Source organism: Streptomyces sp. NRRL F-5755, from assembly GCF_001279365.1.
In the GTDB taxonomy this organism is placed as follows: Bacteria; Actinomycetota; Actinomycetes; order Streptomycetales; family Streptomycetaceae; genus Streptomyces; species Streptomyces rimosus.
In genome coordinates this window covers 12,243-31,961 of the sequence record NZ_LGCW01000241.1, presented here as the reverse complement: position 1 = coordinate 31,961, position 19,719 = coordinate 12,243, and the positions used below count along the sequence as shown (strand labels likewise).

Annotated in this window: 3 protein-coding genes; all 3 read right to left on the bottom strand. The window is 74.5% G+C overall.

All coding sequences use genetic code 11. The annotated features are described in order from the left end of the window. The 3 genes from ADK86_RS19310 to ADK86_RS19300 are packed head-to-tail and all read right to left on the bottom strand — an operon-like array spanning position 1 to position 19,408. Complete coding sequence (locus tag ADK86_RS19310) at positions 1-9,030, bottom strand: SDR family NAD(P)-dependent oxidoreductase (protein ID WP_053697679.1); 9,030 nt, start codon at positions 9,028-9,030, stop codon at positions 1-3. After that, the gene (locus ADK86_RS42395; RefSeq protein ID WP_053697678.1) at positions 9,027-18,236 is read right to left on the bottom strand and encodes a type I polyketide synthase; all 9,210 of its coding nucleotides are present in this window, start codon (positions 18,234-18,236) and stop codon (positions 9,027-9,029) included. The genes ADK86_RS19310 and ADK86_RS42395 overlap by 4 nt, the downstream gene beginning before the upstream one ends. Continuing rightward, complete coding sequence (locus ADK86_RS19300) at positions 18,233-19,408, bottom strand: aromatic ring-hydroxylating oxygenase subunit alpha (RefSeq protein ID WP_234345931.1); 1,176 nt, start codon at positions 19,406-19,408, stop codon at positions 18,233-18,235. The genes ADK86_RS42395 and ADK86_RS19300 overlap by 4 nt, the downstream gene beginning before the upstream one ends. Positions 19,409-19,719: the final 311 nt, after the last annotated feature.

Genomic DNA, 19,719 nt, shown 5'->3' with positions numbered 1-19,719 from the left:
TCACCGGTCCCGGGTGAGCAGCGGGTGCAGCAGGTCGCTCAGCGTCGGGACACGCTGCTCGCCGGCGGGCGCGGACGGGGCCGGGGGCGCCGCTTCGGCAGGGGAGGCGGTCCGGCCCGGGGCGGCCGCGGCGAGACCGGCCGCGATGTCGTCGGCCGTGCGGGCGCGCATCAGCAGGGAGGGATCGACGTCGAGGCCGCCGTGCCGCTCCAGGGCGGCGGTCAGTTCGGCGATGACCAGGGAGTCCAGTCCCAGCGCCTGGATCGGCCGGTCGCCCGGGTCCTCGCCCAGCACCTGCACGAAGGCGTCCCGCACATGCCGGCGCATCACCTCGTGGTCCCGGCCGCCGGCCGCCGGCGCGGGGATCACCGCGCGGATCCGCGTGGCCGCGCCGCGCGTCGCGGACGGTGCGGTGCGCTCCGGGGCGGGGGCGGCGCGGCCGGGGAAGACGACCGCTCCCCCGGACCGTACGTGGTCGAGGAACGCGTCCGCCGCCTCGTCGGCGCCCAGGGAATGCACGGCGGAGTAGGACGCGTCCGCCTCCATGCCGGTGCCCGTCCAGTTGGGCCACGCGTGCGCGGTGACCGTGGTGGGTCCGTCGTTCTCATGCTCGGCCAGGGCGAGTTGATAGGCGTTGGCCAGGCTGTAGTCGACCAGGCCCCGGCCGGCCCGCGGCTGGGCGCCCGCGACCGAGGACACCAGCACCGCGAAGTCGGCGCCCTGTGCCTGGGCCAGGCGTACGGCGTTCAGCGAGCCGGGCACCTTGGGGGCGACCACCTTCGCGGCGTCGTCCCAGGCCCTGCGGTGCATGGCGCCGAACGGGTTGACCCCGCCGGAGCAGTGCACGACGCCGAGCAAGCGGCCCCAGCGCGCCCCGAACTCCCGTGCCGCGGCGGCCAGGGCCGCCGCGTCCGAGACATCACAGGGCATGTACCGCAGCTCGGCCTGCCCCGACAGCTCCCGCAGCGGGGCCTCGTCGATCACCGACCGTCCGACCACGCCGACGTGCCGCGCTCCCCGGTCGACGAACCGCCGGATCAGGTGCCGTCCGACCGCGCCGAGCCCGCCGGTCACCAGGTAGTACCCCGCGCCGGACGGCTCGTACGACGGCCCGGGAGCGGCGGCGGCCGTCTTCGGTACGTACCTGACGCCGCTGCGGTAGGCCGCGAAGGTGCCGGACGACGCGTCCGCTTCCGGGACGTTGCCGGCGCGGTGGAGCAGCGCTGCGTACTCGGCGGCGAGCTGGCGGGCGTGGACCTCAACCGGGTCGGCGGGGTCCAGGTCGATGACCGCGGAGTGCTTACGGCTCTCCGCGCAGGCCGCCCGTACCGCCATGGCCATGGCCGCTGCCTCCGGCCGGAGCCGCCCGCGCTCCGCCGCGTGCACGGCCACACCGTGGTGTCCTGCACGGATCAGCGTGCCGTGTGCGGGCAACGCCGCTATGTGGGCGCCGAGTTCGGCCCAGAAGGCGCCCAGGTCGTACGACCCGTCGGCCTGCGGGTCCGCGGTGTGCGCCACGACGATCGTGTCCGCGCCGAGCCCGGTTTCCCCGACGGCCGCGCCCCGGTCGCGGAGCGCCGCCGTGAGCGCGTCCCGCAGGACGGTGTCCGTGGTGACGACGCGCACCGAACTACGGCCCAACTGCCCTGCGTAGTCCGGCAGTTCACCAACCTCCCATTGGACCCGCAGCGCTTCCGGGTGCCGCCCGGCCCCTGACTCGGCCGCTGCTTCCCCGCGCGTGTGCCAGTGCTTCTGCTGCCAGTGCTTCTGCTGCCAGGACTTCTGCTGCCAGTGCTTCTGCGCGGCGAACGGATACGTCGGCAAGTCCGTGATCCGGGCTCCGGGCGCGGAGAGCGCCGCCCAGTCGACGTGCGGGTATCCGGCCCTCACCAGCTCGACGACGGCGGTGTGCTGTCGGGGCCCGCCGCTCGGAAGCGGCCCTCCGAGGACCTGCTCGGCGGTCAGGCCGTCGTCGGCGCGGGCGATCGGCACACTGCCGGAGGCGACGGCACGCAGCGCCGCCGTGAGCTCGGCGGCGTCGCCCCCGCTGACGGCCGTCTGGAACTCCAGGGACGAACGGCCGGCGTTGGCCGTGTGGCAGAGGTCCGCGGTCTCCCAGTCGTCGCGTGCCGTCTCGAAGCGGTCGGCGTAGGCGGTGGCGAGCGCGCGTACGGCGGCCTCGTCGGCACCGGTGAGCCGCACCAGGTGGTTTCCCGTGGGCGCTTCGGCACGGACCGGTGCCGCCGGTGGTTCTTCGACGATGACGTGGGCGTTGACGCCGCCCATGCCGAACGCGCTGACCGCCGCACGGCGCGGATGCCCGTCCCGCGGCCAAGGACGCGCACGATCGGCGAGGTAGAAGGGTGTGTCCTCGAACCGGATGTGGTCATTGGGACGCGTGACATGCAACGTCGGCGGAATCACCCCGTGCTCCATCGCCAGCAGACACTTCACCAACCCCGCCAGACCCGCAGCAGGCTCCAGGTGACCCACATTCGACTTCACCGAACCAATCGCACAGAACTGCGCACGACCGGTGCGCCCCCGCCACGCCCTGGACACCCCCTCCACCTCGATCGGATCGCCCAGCCCCGTCCCCGTACCGTGCGCCTCCAGCAATCCGATCGTCTCCGGCGGGACACCCGCGTCCTCCAGGGCCGCGAGCACCACGTCCCCCTGCGCGCGGGCGCTCGGCACCGTCAGGCCGCTCGTACGGCCCCCGTGGTTGACCGCGCTCCCCCGGATCACGCCGCGCACCCGGTTCCCGTCGCGCAGCGCCGCCGCCAGCGGCTTCACCACGACCGACACCACGCCCTCGCCCGGCACGAATCCGTCCGCCGCCGCGTCGAAGGGGCGCGACGCACCCGAAGGCGACAGGGCCCGCAGGTTGCGCATGGCCACGTAGTGCAGCGGCGACATCGCGACCCGGACGCCCGCCACGACGGCCTGTTCGCACTCGCCGTCGCGGATGCTGCGTACCGCCGTGTGCAGGGCGACCAGCGACGACGAGCACAGCGTGTCGACCGTCATGCTCGGGCCGCGCAGGTCCAGGAAGTGGCTCAGCCGGTTCGCCAGGAAGGCGTTGTGGTTGCCGAGGCCGCTGTGGGCGTCCAGTTCCGCGGGGATGTTGTAGTCGCGGTAGTGCTGGTAACTGGCGCCCACGAACACGCCCGTGGCGGGCGGGACGCTGCGCGGCGGCAGGCCGGCCGACTCCAGTGCCTCCCAGGTCGTGCGGAGCAGCCAGCGGGCCTGGGGGTCGAGGGCTTCGGCCTGCTTGGGGAAGAAGTCGAAGAAGCGGGCGTCGAATTCCTCGATGTTGTCGAGGAAGCCGCCGGTGTCGGTCGCGCCGTCCCGCCCGTACGCGCCCCAGCGGTGGGCGGGTGCGGGGCCGATCCGGGTGTCTCCCCGGGTGAGCAGCGACCACAGCTCCGCCGGGTTCCGGGCGCCCGGCAGGGCGAGGGCGAGGCCGATGACGGCCATGTCCTCCGGGCCGGGCGGCGCCGCGGCGGCGGTGACGGCGGGCCCGGTGGCGGTCTCCCCGGCGACCCGTGCGGCCAGGGCGCGGCAGTCCGCCGCGTCGAGGACGTCCGTGGGGCTCAGCCGTACGCCGTGGGCCTCCTCGATGCCGGCCGCGACGGCCGTCGCGAGCAGGGAGTCGAGTCCGGCGGAGGACAGCGAGGTGGCCGGTGTGACGCCCGGGTCGTGCAGGACGTTCCGCACGACGGCGAGCACGGCGGCGAGGGTGGCCGTCTCCCCGGCGGGCGGCTGCGCGACCACGGCCGGGTGGCGCGGGTCCTCCGGCTTCTCGGCCGCTTCGGGTACGCCCTTCCCCGTCACCGCCCGGTACGACACGTCTTCGAGGCGCACCAGCACCCGGCCGTCCGCGGACAGCAGGTCGGCGTGTCCGCGCCGCACACCGTCCGGCGCGGTGCCGTCGGCGTCGAGCAGTACGTAGGCCGCCCGCGCCGGATCGTCCCGCCGCAGCACCCGCCCGATGGACACCGGCAGGTAGGTCGCCGGCGCCGCGGCCGGGTCGGCCAGGGTCAGGACGGCCATGCTCTGCAGAGCGGCGTCGAGGGCGACCACGGCACTCTCCAGCCGGCCGCCGGTGGGGCCGTCGATCCGGGCGAGCACACGGGCGGGCCCGAAACGGATGTCGGTGAGGGAGCGCAGCGGTGCGGCCAGTTCCATGTCCCTGGCCGCGAGCCAGGCGTACAGGCCGGTGGGTTCCAGCGTCCGGTCGAGTTCCGCGCGCAGGGCGTCGATGTCGCGCTCGCCGTCCGTCCCGTCCGCGGCCTCGTCCGCAGCCTCGTCCGCGCGGCCCGTGTCGAGCCGGGCGACGGTCCGGTCACCGAACCGGAACGTGACCGGTCCCGTGCGGCCGGGGTCGTCCAGGTCGCTGGTGAGGGTGTGGAGTCCGGTGCCCCGGCCCACGAATGCGACCCGCCGTAATACGTCGGCGTCGCGCAGCGCCATGGCCAGCGGCAGCGCGCCGGGCAGGGTCTCCTCCGCGAAGACGCGGTGGGCGCGGCACAGCCGGTGTACGGTGCCGTCCGGTTCGTCGGTGTCTTCCGTTTCCGGGGTGTGTGCCCGCGAGGTCGCGGTCCGGAAGGGGTAGGGCGGCAGGGTGACGCGGCGGGCCGGCGTCCCCTCGTACACCTGGCTCCAGTCGACGGTTCCGCCGCCGACGTGGAAGAAGGCCAGTCCGGTGCTCAGCCGGTCGTCCGGTACGCGCAGCCGGGCGGCGAGCCGTTCGGCGGTGTGCGGCGTGAAGCGGGCCAGCCGGGCCGCGAGCGCGGTGCCGGCCGTACGGGGCCCGTGCTCCAGGACCACGCCGTCGCGCAGGACGGTGCCGTCGGGCTCGCCACCCTGGCGCACGGTCCGCGCCAACCCGGCCAGCAGGGCGTCGGCCGTGGAGCCGAGGACCGCGACGCGGTACCGCAGATGGTCGCGTCCCACGGCCGCCGAGCGGCACAGCGCACCCGCGGCCGACGGCTCGGCGCGCAGCAGCCGTTCGAGGTCCGCCGCGCGCCGGGCCAGGTCCCGCGGCGTGTGCGCGGACAGGAGCAGGAGGTGTTCGTCCAGTCCTGCGGGCACGGGGGTGTCCGTGGCGGGCGGTGCGGCGGGGCACTCCTCCACGACGATGTGCGCATTGGTGCCGCCCATGCCGAAGGCGCTGATCCCCGCCCGGCGGAGCCCGTCGGAGCGCCACGGCAGCGGTTCCGTCGGGATCACCAAGGGGACTCCGGTGAGGTCCAGGCGCGTGCCGGGTGCCTCGAAGCCCGCCAGGGGCGGGATCTCCCCGTGCCGCAGGCACAGCAGGACCTTGACCAGTCCGGCGAGCCCCGCGGCCGGTTCCAGGTGTCCGACGTTGGCCTTCACCGAGCCGATGGGCAGCGGTGCGCGGCGGTCCGGGTCGCCGCCGAACACCTCGGTGAGGGCGGCGATCTCGATCGGGTCGCCCAGCCGGGTCGCCGTGCCGTGGCTCTCGATCAGGGAGAGGTCCGCCGGGGCCACGCCGGCATCGGCCAGGGCGGCGCGGATGACCGCGGCCTGGGCCTCGCCGCGGGGCACGGGCAGGGCGCTGCCGCGGCCGCCGTGGTTGACCGCCGCGCCGCGGATCACGCCCCAGATCCGGTCGCCGTCGCGCTCGGCGTCCGCGAGCCGCTTGAGCATGACGGCGACCGCTCCCTCTCCGGGCACGAAGCCGTCGGCGCGGTCGTCGAAGGGCCGGGGCGGGCTCTGCGACAGCGCGCCGAGCTGGCTGAGGCTGCGGTAGTACCAGGGGGTGAGCCCGACGTGGCAGCCCGCCACGATCGCGGCGGCACAGGTGCCGGCACGCAGCGCGGCGACCGCCTGCTGGACGGCGACGAGGGAGGAGGAGCACAGGGTGTCGACGGTCTGTGAGGGGCCCGTCAGGTCGAGCGCGTAGGAGACACGGTTGGCCAGCACGGCGTTCAGCGAGCCGAGTGCGGTGTGCGGTCCGACGGTGTCCAGGCCCCGGGCGTCCCGGTGGTGGGTGTATGTGGCGCCGACGAAGACCCCGATGTCGCGGCGGCCGGCGAGCCCGCTCTCGTCACGTACCGACCAGGCGTGTTCGAGCAGCAGCTTCTGCTGGGCGTCCATCTCCTCGGCCTCGCGTACGGAGATCCCGAAGAACGACGGATCGAAGCGGTCGATGCCGTCGAGGAAGGCGCCGATGCGGCAGTAGGTCCCGGTCATGTGGGGGCCGCGTGTTTCGAAGTGCGCGTCGATGTCCCACCGTTCGGCCGGGATCTCGGTGAACGCGTGCCGGCCGGCGCGCAGCAGCGGCCAGAGACCGGTGACCTCGGGCGCTCCCGGCAGGTCGCCGGAGACGGCGACGACGGCCACGTCCGTGCGCGGTCCGGTGTCCGGCCGCCGAGGAGCCGCGGCCGGGGCCGGGCCGCGCTCGCGCGCTTCCTGTGCGTACGGTGCTGCCGGTGCCGTTGGCGGCGCCGGTTCACGGGTTTCCCGGGCGGCCGGTGCCCGCACCGCGCCGGCCGCCCCGTACCGGTCCGTCAACGCCTGTGCGAGGTCCGCGAAGTCGCCGTGCTCCAGGAACAGGGTGGCCGGGAGGTGGAGGTCCCACCGGCGGGACAGCTCCTCCGACAGCTCGACGCTCATGATGGAGCTCATGCCGTACTCGGCCAGGGGGACCCGGCGGTCGAAGGGGGTCACGCCGAGCCGTTCGGCGAGAAAGCGCTCCAGCTCGTCCTCCACCCGCTCCCGGCCCGCTTCGGCGTGCACGCCGACCAAGCCGTCGCTCTCCGGGCGGGCCCGCGTCGGCGTGGCCTCGGTGGCGTGCCGGTCACCGGCGTCCGGCCGGGGCCCGGTGCCGCCGGGGCGGGGCTCCGCGCCGTCGGGGTGGGCGATGACCACCTGGCGGGCGTCGCCTCCCAGGACGCCGGTCAGCGCGTCCAGGGCCTCGGCCGTGCCCAGCGGCCGGACGCCGCGGCGCCGGAGCTGGTCCGCGACCGCCGTGCCCATGCCGACCTCGCCCCAAAGGCCCCAGTCGACGCTGAGCCAGGGCGCGCCGCGCCGGTGGGCGAAGGCGTCCAGGTAGGCGTTGGCGGCGGCGTACCCGCCTTGGCCGAGGTTGCCGAAGGTGCCGGAGACCGAGGCGAACAGGACGGCGAAGTCGAGGTCCGTTCCGTCGACGGCGGCGGCGAGTTCGCGGACGCCGTCCGCCTTGGGCCGCATCACCGCGGTGACGTCCTCGACGGTGGTGGACCGGATCAGTCCGTCCTTGAGGGTGCCCGCCGCGTGGACCACGCCGTGGAGTTCGCCGTGCTCGCCGCGGATGCGTGCCACCACGTCCCGGAGCTGCCCCGGGACGGTGACGTCCGCGGCGTACGACACGACGGTGCAGCCCGCCGCCCCGGCTCCGGCCAGGCGGGACGGGTCCGCACCCGCCGCACCGCGCCGGCTGACGAGCGCGACGAGTCCGGCCCCCTCCGCGGCGAACCGGCGGGCGACCTCCAGTCCCAGGCCCCCGTGTCCGCCGAGGACGAGGTAGCGGCCGCCCGGCCTGATGGACCGGCGCGCCGGACGGGACCGCTGCCCGGGAACACGGACCGGCTCGTGGCGCACGCCCTTCCGGTAACCGACTTCCGTGGGTCCGTCGCCGAGTTCCGCCGTGAGCGCTTCGACGGTGTCGTCGAGGTCGACGAGACGGGGGCGCAGGCCGGGGTACTCGATGGCCGCCGTGCGGACGAGGCCCCACAGGGCCGCACGGGCGGGTACGGGTGTGTCGTCGTCCACGACCGGCTGGGCGTGCCGCGTCACCACGAGGAAACGGGAGGTGCGCTGCCGTTCGCCGAGCGTCTTCAAGGCGGCGAAGCACCCGTGGAGCCCGGTGCGCAATTCGCTCTCCTCCGCGCCGTCACCGGTCGCTTCGGTGGTGTTCCACAGGTGCACGACGCCCGTCACCGGCTCGCCCACGGCCTCCCAGAGCCGCCGGAAGCCGTCCTCGTCGGCGTGTGCCATGACGAGGCGGTCGCCGCCCTGGACGAGGTGCTCGCCGGAGTCGCCGAGGCGGACCTCCACCACCCGGGCACTCTCGGAGCGCAGCTGGCGCCCCGTCAGCTCACCGATGTCGTCGCCGTGGTGCAGGATCACCCAGGTGCCCTGCGCCGGCTCGCGCTCCGGGCCGGGCGCGGGCCGCCAGCGGACGCGGGAGACGAGCGAGAGCGACCGCTCCGGAGCCCCGGCGGCCGGGCCCACCGCGGTCGTACGGCGCATCCGTACGCCGTCGAATTCCGCGGCGACCTCGCCCGCCGGGCCGAGGAGCACGGCGTCGGCCGTCGAGTAGGCGCCCTCGGCGCCGGTCCGGCGGACCAGGACGGTGGCGCCGGACGCCAGCACCGACAGATCGGCGTACACGGCGATGCGTGCGACACCGATCGGCAGCATGGGCTGCGGCCCGCTCCCTCCCGGGAGGTCCTGGAGGGCGCAGCTGACGACCTGGAACACACCGTCCGTCAGCAGGGGGTGGGCCAGCCAGGGCATGGGTTCGGCGTCACTGCGCAGGACGGCCCTGGCGGTGCCGTCCCCTGCGGTGAGCTCACGGACCGTACGGAAGTCGGGCCCGTAGCGCAGGCCGGCCCGCGCCCAGCTCTCGTACAGGTCGTCCGGGGCGACCGTGTGCGCGGCCGTCACCTGTGGGGCGGCCTTGGGCATCGAGCCCTCGGGGAGCGGACGGCCGCGGCCGGCGGACAGCCGTTGGCGCTCCCCCGCCACGATGACGCTCAGTTCGAAGCGGGTGCCGGCGGCGTGGGTGACATCGAGCCGGACGGCCGCCGTCGCGTCGTCGGCGATGGTGAGGGGCCGGTGGAAGGTCACGTCGGTGAGCTCCAGCGGAGGGCACGCCCCGAGCCGGGCGACGCCCGCCAGCGCCATCTCCAGCTGCACCGCGGCGGGCAGCAGCCCGGTGCCCGCGGCGCGGTGCTGGGCGATGAGCGGTTCGTGGCCCGCGAAGGTCTTCTCGTAGGTCTCGGCTCGGTGCGTCACGGTGCCTCGCTCGGGTGCTCGTAGTGGCGGTCGAACAGCGGGTGGCTGTCGGCCTTCGGCCTGACGCGGCGGCGAGCGGGGGGCGCGGCCAGCGGCTCTCGGTGGAAGGGGTAGGTGGGCAGGGTGGTCGTGCGGTGCTGCTTGCCCTCGTGCAGCGCGTGCCAGTTCAGGTCGGCGCCGGTGTGGTTGAGATGGGCCGCCAGGGCGGTGTGCAGCTGGACCTGGCTGGTGCGCCCGCGGTGGAGGGTGGTGAGCCACAAGGGGTGCGGCTCGGCGAGGGCGGCCCGGGCCAGGGGCGTGAGGTGGGGGTGCGGGCCGATCTCCCAGACGGCCTGCGGGCCGGTCCCGGCGAGGGTGGTCAGGGCCTGGGTGAAACGCACCGGCCGGCGGATGGCCTCGGCCCAGTGCCCGGGGTCGACCGCGGAGTCCGGCGTGTGCCAGGTTCCGGTCAGGGTGTCCGCGAACGGGATGGCGGGCGGCTTGAGGGCGGTGGCGGCCACGGCCTCGGCGAAGGGCGCGACGGCCGGTGCCATGTCGGCGGAGTGGAAGGCGTGGCTGACCGTGAGGGACTGGGTTCGGTACGGGGTCTCCTCGCGGAAGCGGGCGACCGCGTCGGCGGGGCCGGTGACCGTGTGGACCCGGGGCGCGTTGTAGGCGCCGATCTCCAGCCCGGGGTGGTCCCGCAGCGCGGCGGTGAGGGTGTCGGCGTCGGTGTGGACGACCGCCATGGCGCCCGTGGCCGGCCGGTCCTGCATGAGCCGTCCGCGCAGGGCGGTCAGGCGGAGCAGGTCGGGCAGGGAGAGCACACCGGCGGCCCAGGCGGCGGTCAGCTCGCCGAGGCTGTGCCCGGCGACGGAGTCGGGGCGGACCCCGGCGGCCTCCAGGTACCGCACCAGCGCCACCTCGACGCTGACGATGGCGGGCTGCGCGTAGCGGGTTCGGTCCAGCAGGTCGCGGGCGTCGCCCCAGAGGAGGTCGAGCAGCGGCACGTCGGTGTGCGGGGCGAGGAGGTCGGCGCACTCGTGCAGCGCGTCGCGGAAGTGCGGCTCGGTGGCGTACAGGTCCTGGCCCATGCCGGGGTACTGGGAGCCCTGGCCGGTGAACAGGAAGGCCGTGGTGGCGGGCTTGCCGGTGTGCCGGACGACGGGTGTACGCCCGGCCGCGGCATCGGTGAGCCGGCCGGCCAGCTCACCGGCCGTGGCGCCGTGCACGGCGACCCGGTGGCGCTGGGCGGCGCGGCCGGTGTTCGCGGTGAAGGCGACGTCGCCCAGCCGGTCCTCGGGCGTGCCGACCACCTGGTCGGCGTAGGCGGCGGCGAGGGCGCGCACGGCGGCCTCGTCGGCACCGGTGACCCGTACGAGGTGGCTGTCCTGCGCCGGACCCGTGGGGACGGGCGCGTCGGGTGCCTCCTCGACGATGACGTGCGCGTTGACGCCGCCCATGCCGAAGGCGCTCACCGCCGCGCGGCGCGGCCCGTCCGTACGCGGCCACGGGACGGGCCGGTCGGCGAGGTAGAACGGCGTTCCCTCGAACCGGATGTGGTCGTTCGGCCGCCGTACGTGCGCGGTCGGCGGGACCATCCCGTGCTCCAGCGCCAGCAGGACCTTGACCAGCCCCGCGAGCCCTGCCGCGGGTTCCAGGTGGCCGATGTTGCTCTTGACGGAGCCCAGCGCGCAGAACTGCGACCGCTGCGTGAAGCGGCGCCAGGCCCGCGTCAGCCCCTCCACCTCGATCGGATCGCCCAGTCCGGTGCCGGTGCCGTGCGCCTCGACCAGGCCGATCGACTCCGGCGAAATGCCCGCGTCCGCCAGCGCAGCGGCCACCACTTCCTGCTGGCCCGCACCGCTGGGAACCGTCAGACCGCTCGTGCGGCCGCCGTGGTTGACCGCGGTCCCACGGATCACACCGCGCACCCGGTCCCCGTCGCGCAGCGCCGCCGCCAAGGGCTTCAGCACGACCGAGACGACTCCTTCGCCCGGTACGAACCCGTCCGCGCCGGCGTCGAAGGCACGCGACCTGCCGGTGGGCGAGAACGACCGCAGACGTGAGCCGAGCTGGAAGTACTGGGGCGACATGCCCAGGTGCACCCCGGCGACGATCGCCTGCCGGCACTCCCCGCCGCGGATGCTGCGCACCGCCGTGTGCAGGGCCACCAGCGACGACGAGCACAGCGTGTCCACCGTCATGCTGGGGCCGTGCAGGTCGAGGAAGTAGCTGAGCCGGTTGGCGAGGATCGCGTTGTGGTTGCCGAGCCCGGCCGCGGTCTCCACGACGTCGCCGACGACCAGGTCACGGTAGTGCTGGTAACTGGCGCCCACGAACACGCCCGTGGAGCGGTCCGGCGCGCCCGCCAGCCCGGCGTCCTCCAGGGCGCGCCAGGCCGACTGGATCAGATGCCGCTGCTGCGGGTCGATCCACTGGGCCTCGGCGGGTGACAGCCGGAAGAACCCGGGGTCGAAGTCGGTCAGCCCGTCGACGAAGCCGGCCCGTCTGAGGTACACCGTGCCGGGCTTGCCGTCGGTGCCGTAGTAGGAGTCGATGTCCCAGCGGGAGGCGGGCACCTCACTGAGGCAGTCCGCGCCGTCGAGCATGATCCGCCACAGGTCCCCGGTGTCGGCGGCGTTCGGGAAGACTCCGTCGACGCCGATGACGGCGATGTCGTCCCGCTCCGGGCCGGCCGTGCCGACGTCCCGCGCCGTGGGAGTGCTGACCGGCCCGGTCACGGGGGCGGGTGGTGCCTCGCGTGGTGTGGCGTCCGGCTCCTCCGCGTCCGCGGCTTCGCCGGGGGCGGTGGTGACGCCGTATTCCTCGCGGAGCACGGCGGCGAGCCGGTCGACCGACCCGGTTTCCAGGACGAGGGTCACGGGGATGTCGACGTCCAGCTTGGCCCGCAGGTCCTGTGCCAGCGCGACGGCCAGCACGGAATCGAGCCCCTGCTCCTGCAACGGGCGGTCCTGTTCGAGCTCGTCGAGACCGGTTTCCAGGGCCTCGGCCACCCAACGGGCAAGAGCGGCGTCGAGGTCGTCGCCCCGTACCGGACCAGGACGGCCGTCGTTCCCGGCGGCCGGGGCCACCGGCCGGCCCGGAACGGCGCCGGCGCTCCGGTCCGTACCGGGTCGCGGAATACCGCCCGACGGCGCGCCCGACAGCCGCTTCCACGTGATGCCGCGGGCTTCCAGCACCGGCTGGTCGCCGTCGAGGATCACCAGGCTCGCGGTCAGCAGGCCGGAGTCGGGGCCGGTTTCCCGCTCACGCCGGGCATGGACGCGGGCGGTGGCCGGGACCGGGCCGAGAACCGTGAGCCGTTCGACGGCGAACGGTACGTACAGGCCCTGGGCGTCGCACGCGGCAAGGGCGATCTGGAAGGCCCCGTCGAGGAGCCGCGCGTCGACCACGCCCTCGGGTGCGGCCTCGGCGCGCAGCTCTCCCATGGCCTGCCCGGGTGCGGTGGACAGGGCGGCGACGGTCCGGAAGGCGGCTCCGTACGCCAGTCCGGCGTGCTCGAACGTGCGGTAGAACGCGCCGAGTTCGACGGCCGTGAACCCGTTGCCGGACCGCGGGGCGAGCAGGTCGGGCTGTTCCGGGGCGGTCAGTTCGGCGGTGCAGACGAGGGCGCCGTTGCCGTCGCGGAACGCGACCTGTGCTCCGTCCTGTTCGGCCGACAGGGACGCGGGCGCCTCGACGGCCCCGCGGAACGTCAGGTCGCGCAGGCCGAACCGCTCCCGTCCGACCAGTTCGGCCACCTTGCCGGGATAGGCCGCCCCGGGGAGGGTCGGCCTGCCGAGGACCACATGTCCGGCGGCCTCGGGGAGCTGCGTCCATGCGGCGGTGGCGGGGACGGTCGTGGCGGCCCCGTCGGTGTCCCGGGGCCGGGCCGCGACCGGCGCCGGGGGCGTCGACTGCGGCTGCTCCGCCGGTTCCAGCCAGAGGTACTTCTCGTCGTGCGGCGCGGTCGGGAAGCGTACGCCCGCCCTGCCCGGCCCGGTGCCGAGGTCCGCACCGTCGGCGAACCGCCGCGCCACCGCCTCCAGTTCCGCCCGGTCCGCCCCGTCCCGGACCGTCACTGTCTCCGTACGCCCGCTGCCGTCGGCCACCCACAGGTGGAGGGAGCGGACCTCGCCGACGCCGGCCAGGAACAGGCGCAGCTTGTCGTCGAGCTGTTCCAGACTGTCGATGACGCAGGCGAGCCGGTGTGCCGCCGCCGGGCGCCTGCGGCTCGCCTCGCTGAGGGACGTGAGGGACGGGCAGTACGGGGAGTCCAGCATCAGCACGAGGCGGTGCGCCAGGGTGCGCAGCGCCGCATCCGATCCCGCCGACAGGGTCAGCAGCCGGGGCAGCCGGTCGCGGTCCGCGGTGTCCTCGGCGGCGCGGGGCGCGGCCTCGACCACCGCGTGGGCGTTCGCGCCGCCGAAGCCGAAGCTGCTGACACCCGCGATCCGCGGCCCCTCCCAGGGCAGCGGCCGGTCGGCGACGAACAGCGGTGAGGCCGCGAAGTCGAAGGACGCGTTCGGGCTGGTGAAGTGGAGGGACGGCGGAATACTGGCGGCCTGGAGCGCGAGGACCGTCTTGATGAGCCCGGCGATGCCCGAAGCCGGCTCCAGGTGGCCGATGTTCGTCTTCACCGATCCCACCGCGACCGGGTGCGCGGCCTCCTCGCCCAGGACCGCGTGCAGCGCTTCGAGTTCGGTGAGGTCGCCCAGCTGCGTACCGGTGCCGTGCGCCTCGACATAGCCGATGTCGCCGGGGGCCACCCCGGCGTCCGCGAGTGCCCGGCGCAGCACGGCCGTCTGGGCGGGCCTGCTGGGCGCGGTGAGGAAGCCGGCGCTGCCGCCCGTGTGGTTGACGGCGGTGCCGCGGACCACGGCGAGGACCGGGTCCCCGTCGCGCCGGGCGTCCGCGAGCCGCTTCAGGAGGACGACGCCGCAGCCCTCGCCGCGTACGTAGCCGTCGGCGCCCTCGTCGAAGGCCCGGCATACGCCCTGCGGGGACAGCATGCCGTTGCGGGCGAAGGCGCGCGTCTTGTCCGGCGTCAGGATGAGGTTCGCCGCGCCCACGACGGCGGCGTCGATGTCACCCGACCGCAGGTGCACGGCGGCCTGGTGGAGGGCGACGAGGGAGGAGGAGCACGCCGTGTCGACGGCCAGGCTCGGCCCCGACCAGTCGAAGACGTGCGACAGCCGGTTGGCGACCATGGAGATCGCGGTGCCCGTGGCGATGTGCGGGTCGCCGTGGCCGACGCTCCGCGCCACGAGGTCCGGGAAGTCGCTCGCGATCGTGCCGATGAAGACGCCGGTGCCGCCGCCGAGCGAGGTGTGATCGTGGCCGCTGCTCTCCAGGGCCTCGGCGGTCACGCTCAGCAGGACGCGTTGCAGGGGGTCCAGGCGCCGGGCCTCGCGGTCGGTCAGGCCGAAGCGTCCCGGATCGAAGTACTCGACGCCGTCGACCCAGCCCATCCGCACCTCGTCGGCCTCGGCCGCGTCCCACAGATGGGCCCAGCCGCGCCGTCCGGCGGGCGCGTCACCGACGTTGGAGACGCCGTTGGCCAGATTGCGCCAGAACTCGTCCGGGGTGGCGGCGCCGGGGAAGCGGCACGCCATCCCGATCACGGCCAGCGCACCGTCAGGGGTCTCACGCGGCACCGGCCCGGGGCCCGAAGGCCCGGCCGTCGCGGGCCGTTCCGCCGGCGCTTGCGTCTCCCGTACGGATGCGGGGGCAGCGATTACGGAGGGGCGCGCCTCCTGGATCACGGGGGCGTGCACCTCGCGTTCCGCTTCCCGTTCCGGCTCGCCGGTCCGTACCAGGCCCTCGTCCACCAGAAGCCGGGCCAGCTTGGCCGCGGTGCCGGTCGCGAAGATCGACGGCGCGGTGACCTCCGTACCCAGTTCACGGCTGAGGTGTACGGCGGCGATGGTGACGGTGGCCGAGTCGCCGCCGAAGTCGAAGAAGTTGGCGTCCGCGGTGAAGCCGGGCTGTCCCACGGTGTCGGCGAAGACGCGGGCGATCAGGCCGGTCAGCGCTTCCCCGGTCAGCGGGACGGCCGTGGGAGCGGCGGGCTCGGCCGCGCTGTCGGACACGGCGGCGTCCGGGCCGGGCGCCGGATCGGCACGCAGGACCGTGTCGCGCTCCGGCAGCGGCAACCGGGCCCGCGCCACCTTGCCGTTGTCGGTCAGGGGCAGCGCGTCGATGCGCACGTACGCGTCCGGCACCATGTACTCGGGCAGCGCGGCGGCGACGAACTCGTCCAGCCGGGCCCGCGCGGGCAGGTCGTCGCCGACCAGGTAGGCGGTCAGCCGGGGCTCGCCCCTGCCCTCGAAACGGGCGGCGGCGACCACCGCGGCGGTGATCCCGGGGAACCGTTCCAGCACCTGCTCGATCTCGGCCGGCTCGATGCGGTTGCCCCGCACCTTGACCTGGGCGTCGACGCGGCCGAGCCATTCGATGGCGCCGTCGGCGTGCAGCCGTACCTCGTCACCGGTCCGGTAGAGGCGCGTTCGGGTGCCGGGGAGGACGGTGAAGGCGTCCGCCGTGAGGTCGGGCCGGTGGGCGTAGCCCCGGGCGAGCCCGGCGCCGGAGATCCACAGCGTGCCCGTCGTACCGGGTGCGCACGGCTCCATCCGCTCGTCCAGCACGTGCAGCCGCATGTTCGGCAGCGGCGCGCCGAGCGGGACGAAGGCGTCCACGGTGGTGACGCGGTGGGCGGAGGCCCAGACGGTGGCCTCGGTGGGGCCGTACAGGTTCCACAGGGCCCGGGCCGAGGCGTGCAGGCTCCCGGCGACGGACCGCGGCAGCGCCTCGCCGCCCGAGAGGACGGTGAGCCGCGCGGACGGGGTCCATCCGGTGGCCAGCAGGAGCCGCCACATGCTCGGGGTGGCCTGGGCGACCGTCACCTCGCCGGCCAGCTCGGCCAGGCGCCGCGGATCGCGCGCCGCCTCGCGGGAGGCCAGCACGACCGTGCCGCCGACGGTCAACGGCAGCAGGAGTTCCAGCAGGGAGATGTCGAAGGCGACCGTCGTATGGGCGAGTACGGCGTCCTGGTCCGAGACGCCCAGCCGTTCGCCGATCCCGGTGAGGAAGTTGGCGAGCGCCCCGTGCTCGATCTCCACGCCTTTCGGGGTGCCCGTGGAGCCGCTGGTGAACAGGAGGTAGGCGAGGTCGTCGGCGGTGACCCGCGGCGGCACGGCCGGTGCCGACCCGTCCGCCTCCGGTACGGGCACCGCGGTGCCCAGGCGGGCGCCGAGGGCGTGGGTGGTGCGGTCGGTGAGGATCAGGTCGCACCGCGCCGCTTCGGCGTAGGCCCGCAGCCGCTGCCCGGGGTACGCCGGGTCGAGCGGGAGGAAGGCGGCGCCGGAGCGCAGGACGCCGAGGAGGGCGGGGACCAGGCCGATGTCCCGTTCGACCAGGACACCGACCACCGATCCGGACTCGATGCCCTGGTCGTGCAGGCGTGCGGCGATGGCATCGGCCCAGGCGTCCAGGGCGGCGTAGTCGAGGGTGCGGGTGCCGCTGCGGACGGCGGTGGCGGCGGGCCGGTCGGCGGCCACGGCGGCGTACAGGTCGAGCAGGGTCGTACGGCTCGGTTCGGCCGTCGTCTCCGCATCGGGCGCGGCGGCGTCGGCACCCGGCGCGAGCCGCGGTTCGTCGCCGTGCAGGAGGGTGGCCAGGGCGAGGTCCTCGACCCGCTCGGTGAACTCCAGCGCCTCGTCGCGTCCCATCGCGGTCTCGCGGACGAAGACGGCCGGCGGGCCGTCCCGCAGGCACAGCAGCGCGATCTCGGTGTGCGGTTCGGCCGAGGCTTCCTCCCCCGCGCCGCGTTCGAGGACCATCACGTTGGTGAACACCGGCTCCTCGGAGCCCAGGGGGCGTCCCGCGAGGCCGAGCCGGACCTCCAGGTCGGCGGCGTAGCCGTGCCGGGCGGCAGCCTCGTCGAGCTTGCGGCGCAGTGCGGGGACGCTGTCGCCGTCGAAGCGTACGGGCAAGCGCGCGGCGGCGAGGCCGAGGGTCTCCCCGGCCCGTACGCGGGCGGCCGACGGCGACCAGGCGAAGTCGAAGGTCCGCTCGCCCGCGCGCTCGGCAACGGCCTGGAGGAAGGCGCGGACGACACCGGTCGCCTCTTCGGACGAGGACGGGACGTATGCGAGCTCGTAGCGGCCGTAGTGTGCCGCGCCGGCGCTGAAGTCGTCGGCGGGCAGCGGCGCCGGGCGCAGGTCGCGCAGCCGTGCGCTCCACCACGGTTCATGGGAGCGCAGTGGCCGCTGGGCAGCGGCGATGGCGGCGAGCCGGTCCTCGTCGACGGCGGGCAGCGGAGCGCCTTCGATGGCGCCGAGCCGCTGCGCGGCGGCCTGGCCGCTGAGGGCGCTCCCGTCGACGGCGGCGAAGTCGCTGAGCACCAGGTCGGCGTCGGGTGCGGACAGCGTCAGCGCCGAGGTGGTCACCGACTGCACGACGGTGTCGGCGCGGGGCTCGTTCCGGGGCACGAGCCTGACCTGCCGGGTGAACACCGCGCCCTGGGCGGTGACGAGCGTGGGGATGCCGAGCGGGTTCGGGAAGCTGCCGTAGTCCAGGGCCTTGGAGATCCGCGCGGCCTCGGCGGCCGGCGTACCGGAGTGGATGAGGCCGCCGGACGCCATGCGCGCGGACCGCCGGTAGAACCGCCGCTCCCGGTCACCGGTGTCGACGGCGTCGGGCAGGGTGCCCGCCACGACGTACGGGACGAGGTCGTCGAACAGCTCGATGCCGGTCTCGGCGGTCTCGTACGTCAGCGACAGCGCGGTGGAGTGGTCGCGGACCGGGAACCAGCGTTCGAGCAGGACGCTGCCGGCGTCCACGGCCTCCGTCATCCGGTGCCAGGTCGCCGCGTGCCGGGTCGCGCCCTCGTACAGGGCCCAGGCCGGGACGTTGCTGCCGGAGTAGCGGGGCAGGGGCCCGTCGTGGAAGTTGACCGCCGCGACCTCGGGCAGGTCCAGGACGTCCGCGGTCAGGATGCGGAAGTTCACCATGCTGAACAGGTAGTCGAACGGCCGCCCGGAGAGCGTCGCCGTCAGGTCACCGCGCGGATCGAGCACCGGTACGGCGTGCTCGCCCGCCCACGCGACGACCGCCGGGTCCTCGCTGAGGATGCCCTCGATGCGTACGCCAGCGTCGAGCAGCCGTGCGGCGCACCGGGTGAGGACCCTGGTTCCCCCGATGAGATAGCAGTTGGCCGTCATGCGCGCCCCTCGGCCGCGGCGGGCTGGGTGGGGTCGGCGGTCCGTGCGGCCACCCAGGAGTCGATCTGTGAGACGACCTCTTCGTCGAGCGAGAGCTGCCCCGGGGTCCACAACGGGTTGGACAGGCCGCGGTGGGTGCGCTCGCACATCTCCCAGTCCTCGTGATTCGCCTTGTCCCACAGGGCGAACACGGCTTCGTGGGAGAAGTCGCTCTTGGCGGTCTCCGAGGGGTGGAACAGCCAGAAGTGCCGTACGAAGCAGGTGCCGGGGCTCTCCGGCCAGACCCACTGCATCATCACGTAGTCGGCCGTGAACCCGAAGAGCAAATTGGGCAGAATGGTGATCCAGTTGATCCGCTGCCGGTCGGCCTCGGGCACCTGGGGCATCGGTGTGCGCGGGCTGTGCCCCGTCATCGAGACGGAGTTGAAGCCGCCCCGGATGGACTGCCAGGCCCCGACGATGTCGCCCTTGAGGTCGTACGTGCCCGCGTCGTCGAAGTCGGTGATGCGGTGCAGGTCCTTGTGCGCGGTCGGGAAGTGCAGGCTCTCGTTGACGTTGTGCGCGACGAGCTTCCAGTTCGAGGCGACCGGATAGTCCTTGGCCTGGACGCACTCCAGGTCGGCGAGTTCGTAGACCCGCGCGAACTCCCCGAACTCGCCCAGGGACTCGTCGAGGTCCGGGGCGTCGTCGCTGAAGGTGATGAAGACGACGCCGTACCGGATCTCGGTGCGCACGGGCAGCAGGCCGTTCTTCTCCTTGTCGAAGAAGTGGTCGAAGTAGGTGCCGTTGAGGCTCTTGAGCTTGCCGTTGCGGTCGTACACCCAGCAGTGGTAGAGGCAGACCAGGCTCTGCCGCTTGCCGCCGGCCTCCTCCACGAGCTTGTAGCCCCGGTGCCGGCAGTAGTTGTGGTACGCCTGGATGCCGTCGTCGCCGTGGAGGAGCAGGACGGACCCGCTGCCGATGTTCAGGGTGCTGTAGCAACCCTTGTCCTTCAGGCGTGAGACGTGGTCCACCGGAAGCCAGTGCCGGCCGTAGATGCGGGACATCTCGCGCCGGTACTGCTCTTCTCCGGTGTAGAAGTCGTGCGACCGGCCGACGCCGCCGGACTCGAAGTAGGGCCTGTCCTCCGGCTGTTTGCCGATGAGGTCGAACATGCTGGACGCGCGCGTCATCTGGTGAGCTCCCTCAGGGTGAGGTGCGTGGAAGTCTGTGGCGGAGGTCCGGCCCCGGGCCGTGGGGACGGAGCGCCGGAGCGCCCGTGACCAAGGCCGCTGAGGACCGGGCAGCGTGCACCGGCACGGCTGCGGCACGGGGCGGGCCCGGGGTCCGGAACGGGAAGAGGGAAGAAGGAGGCGGGATCGGCGATCGGCGGACCGGCCGCACAGCCGGGCCACCGCGGCAGCCCGCTCCAGTGCGTTCGGCCGCCCCGTACCCACGCGGCGCACTCCGTACGGACCGTCATGCACTCCGTACGGGCCGTCAT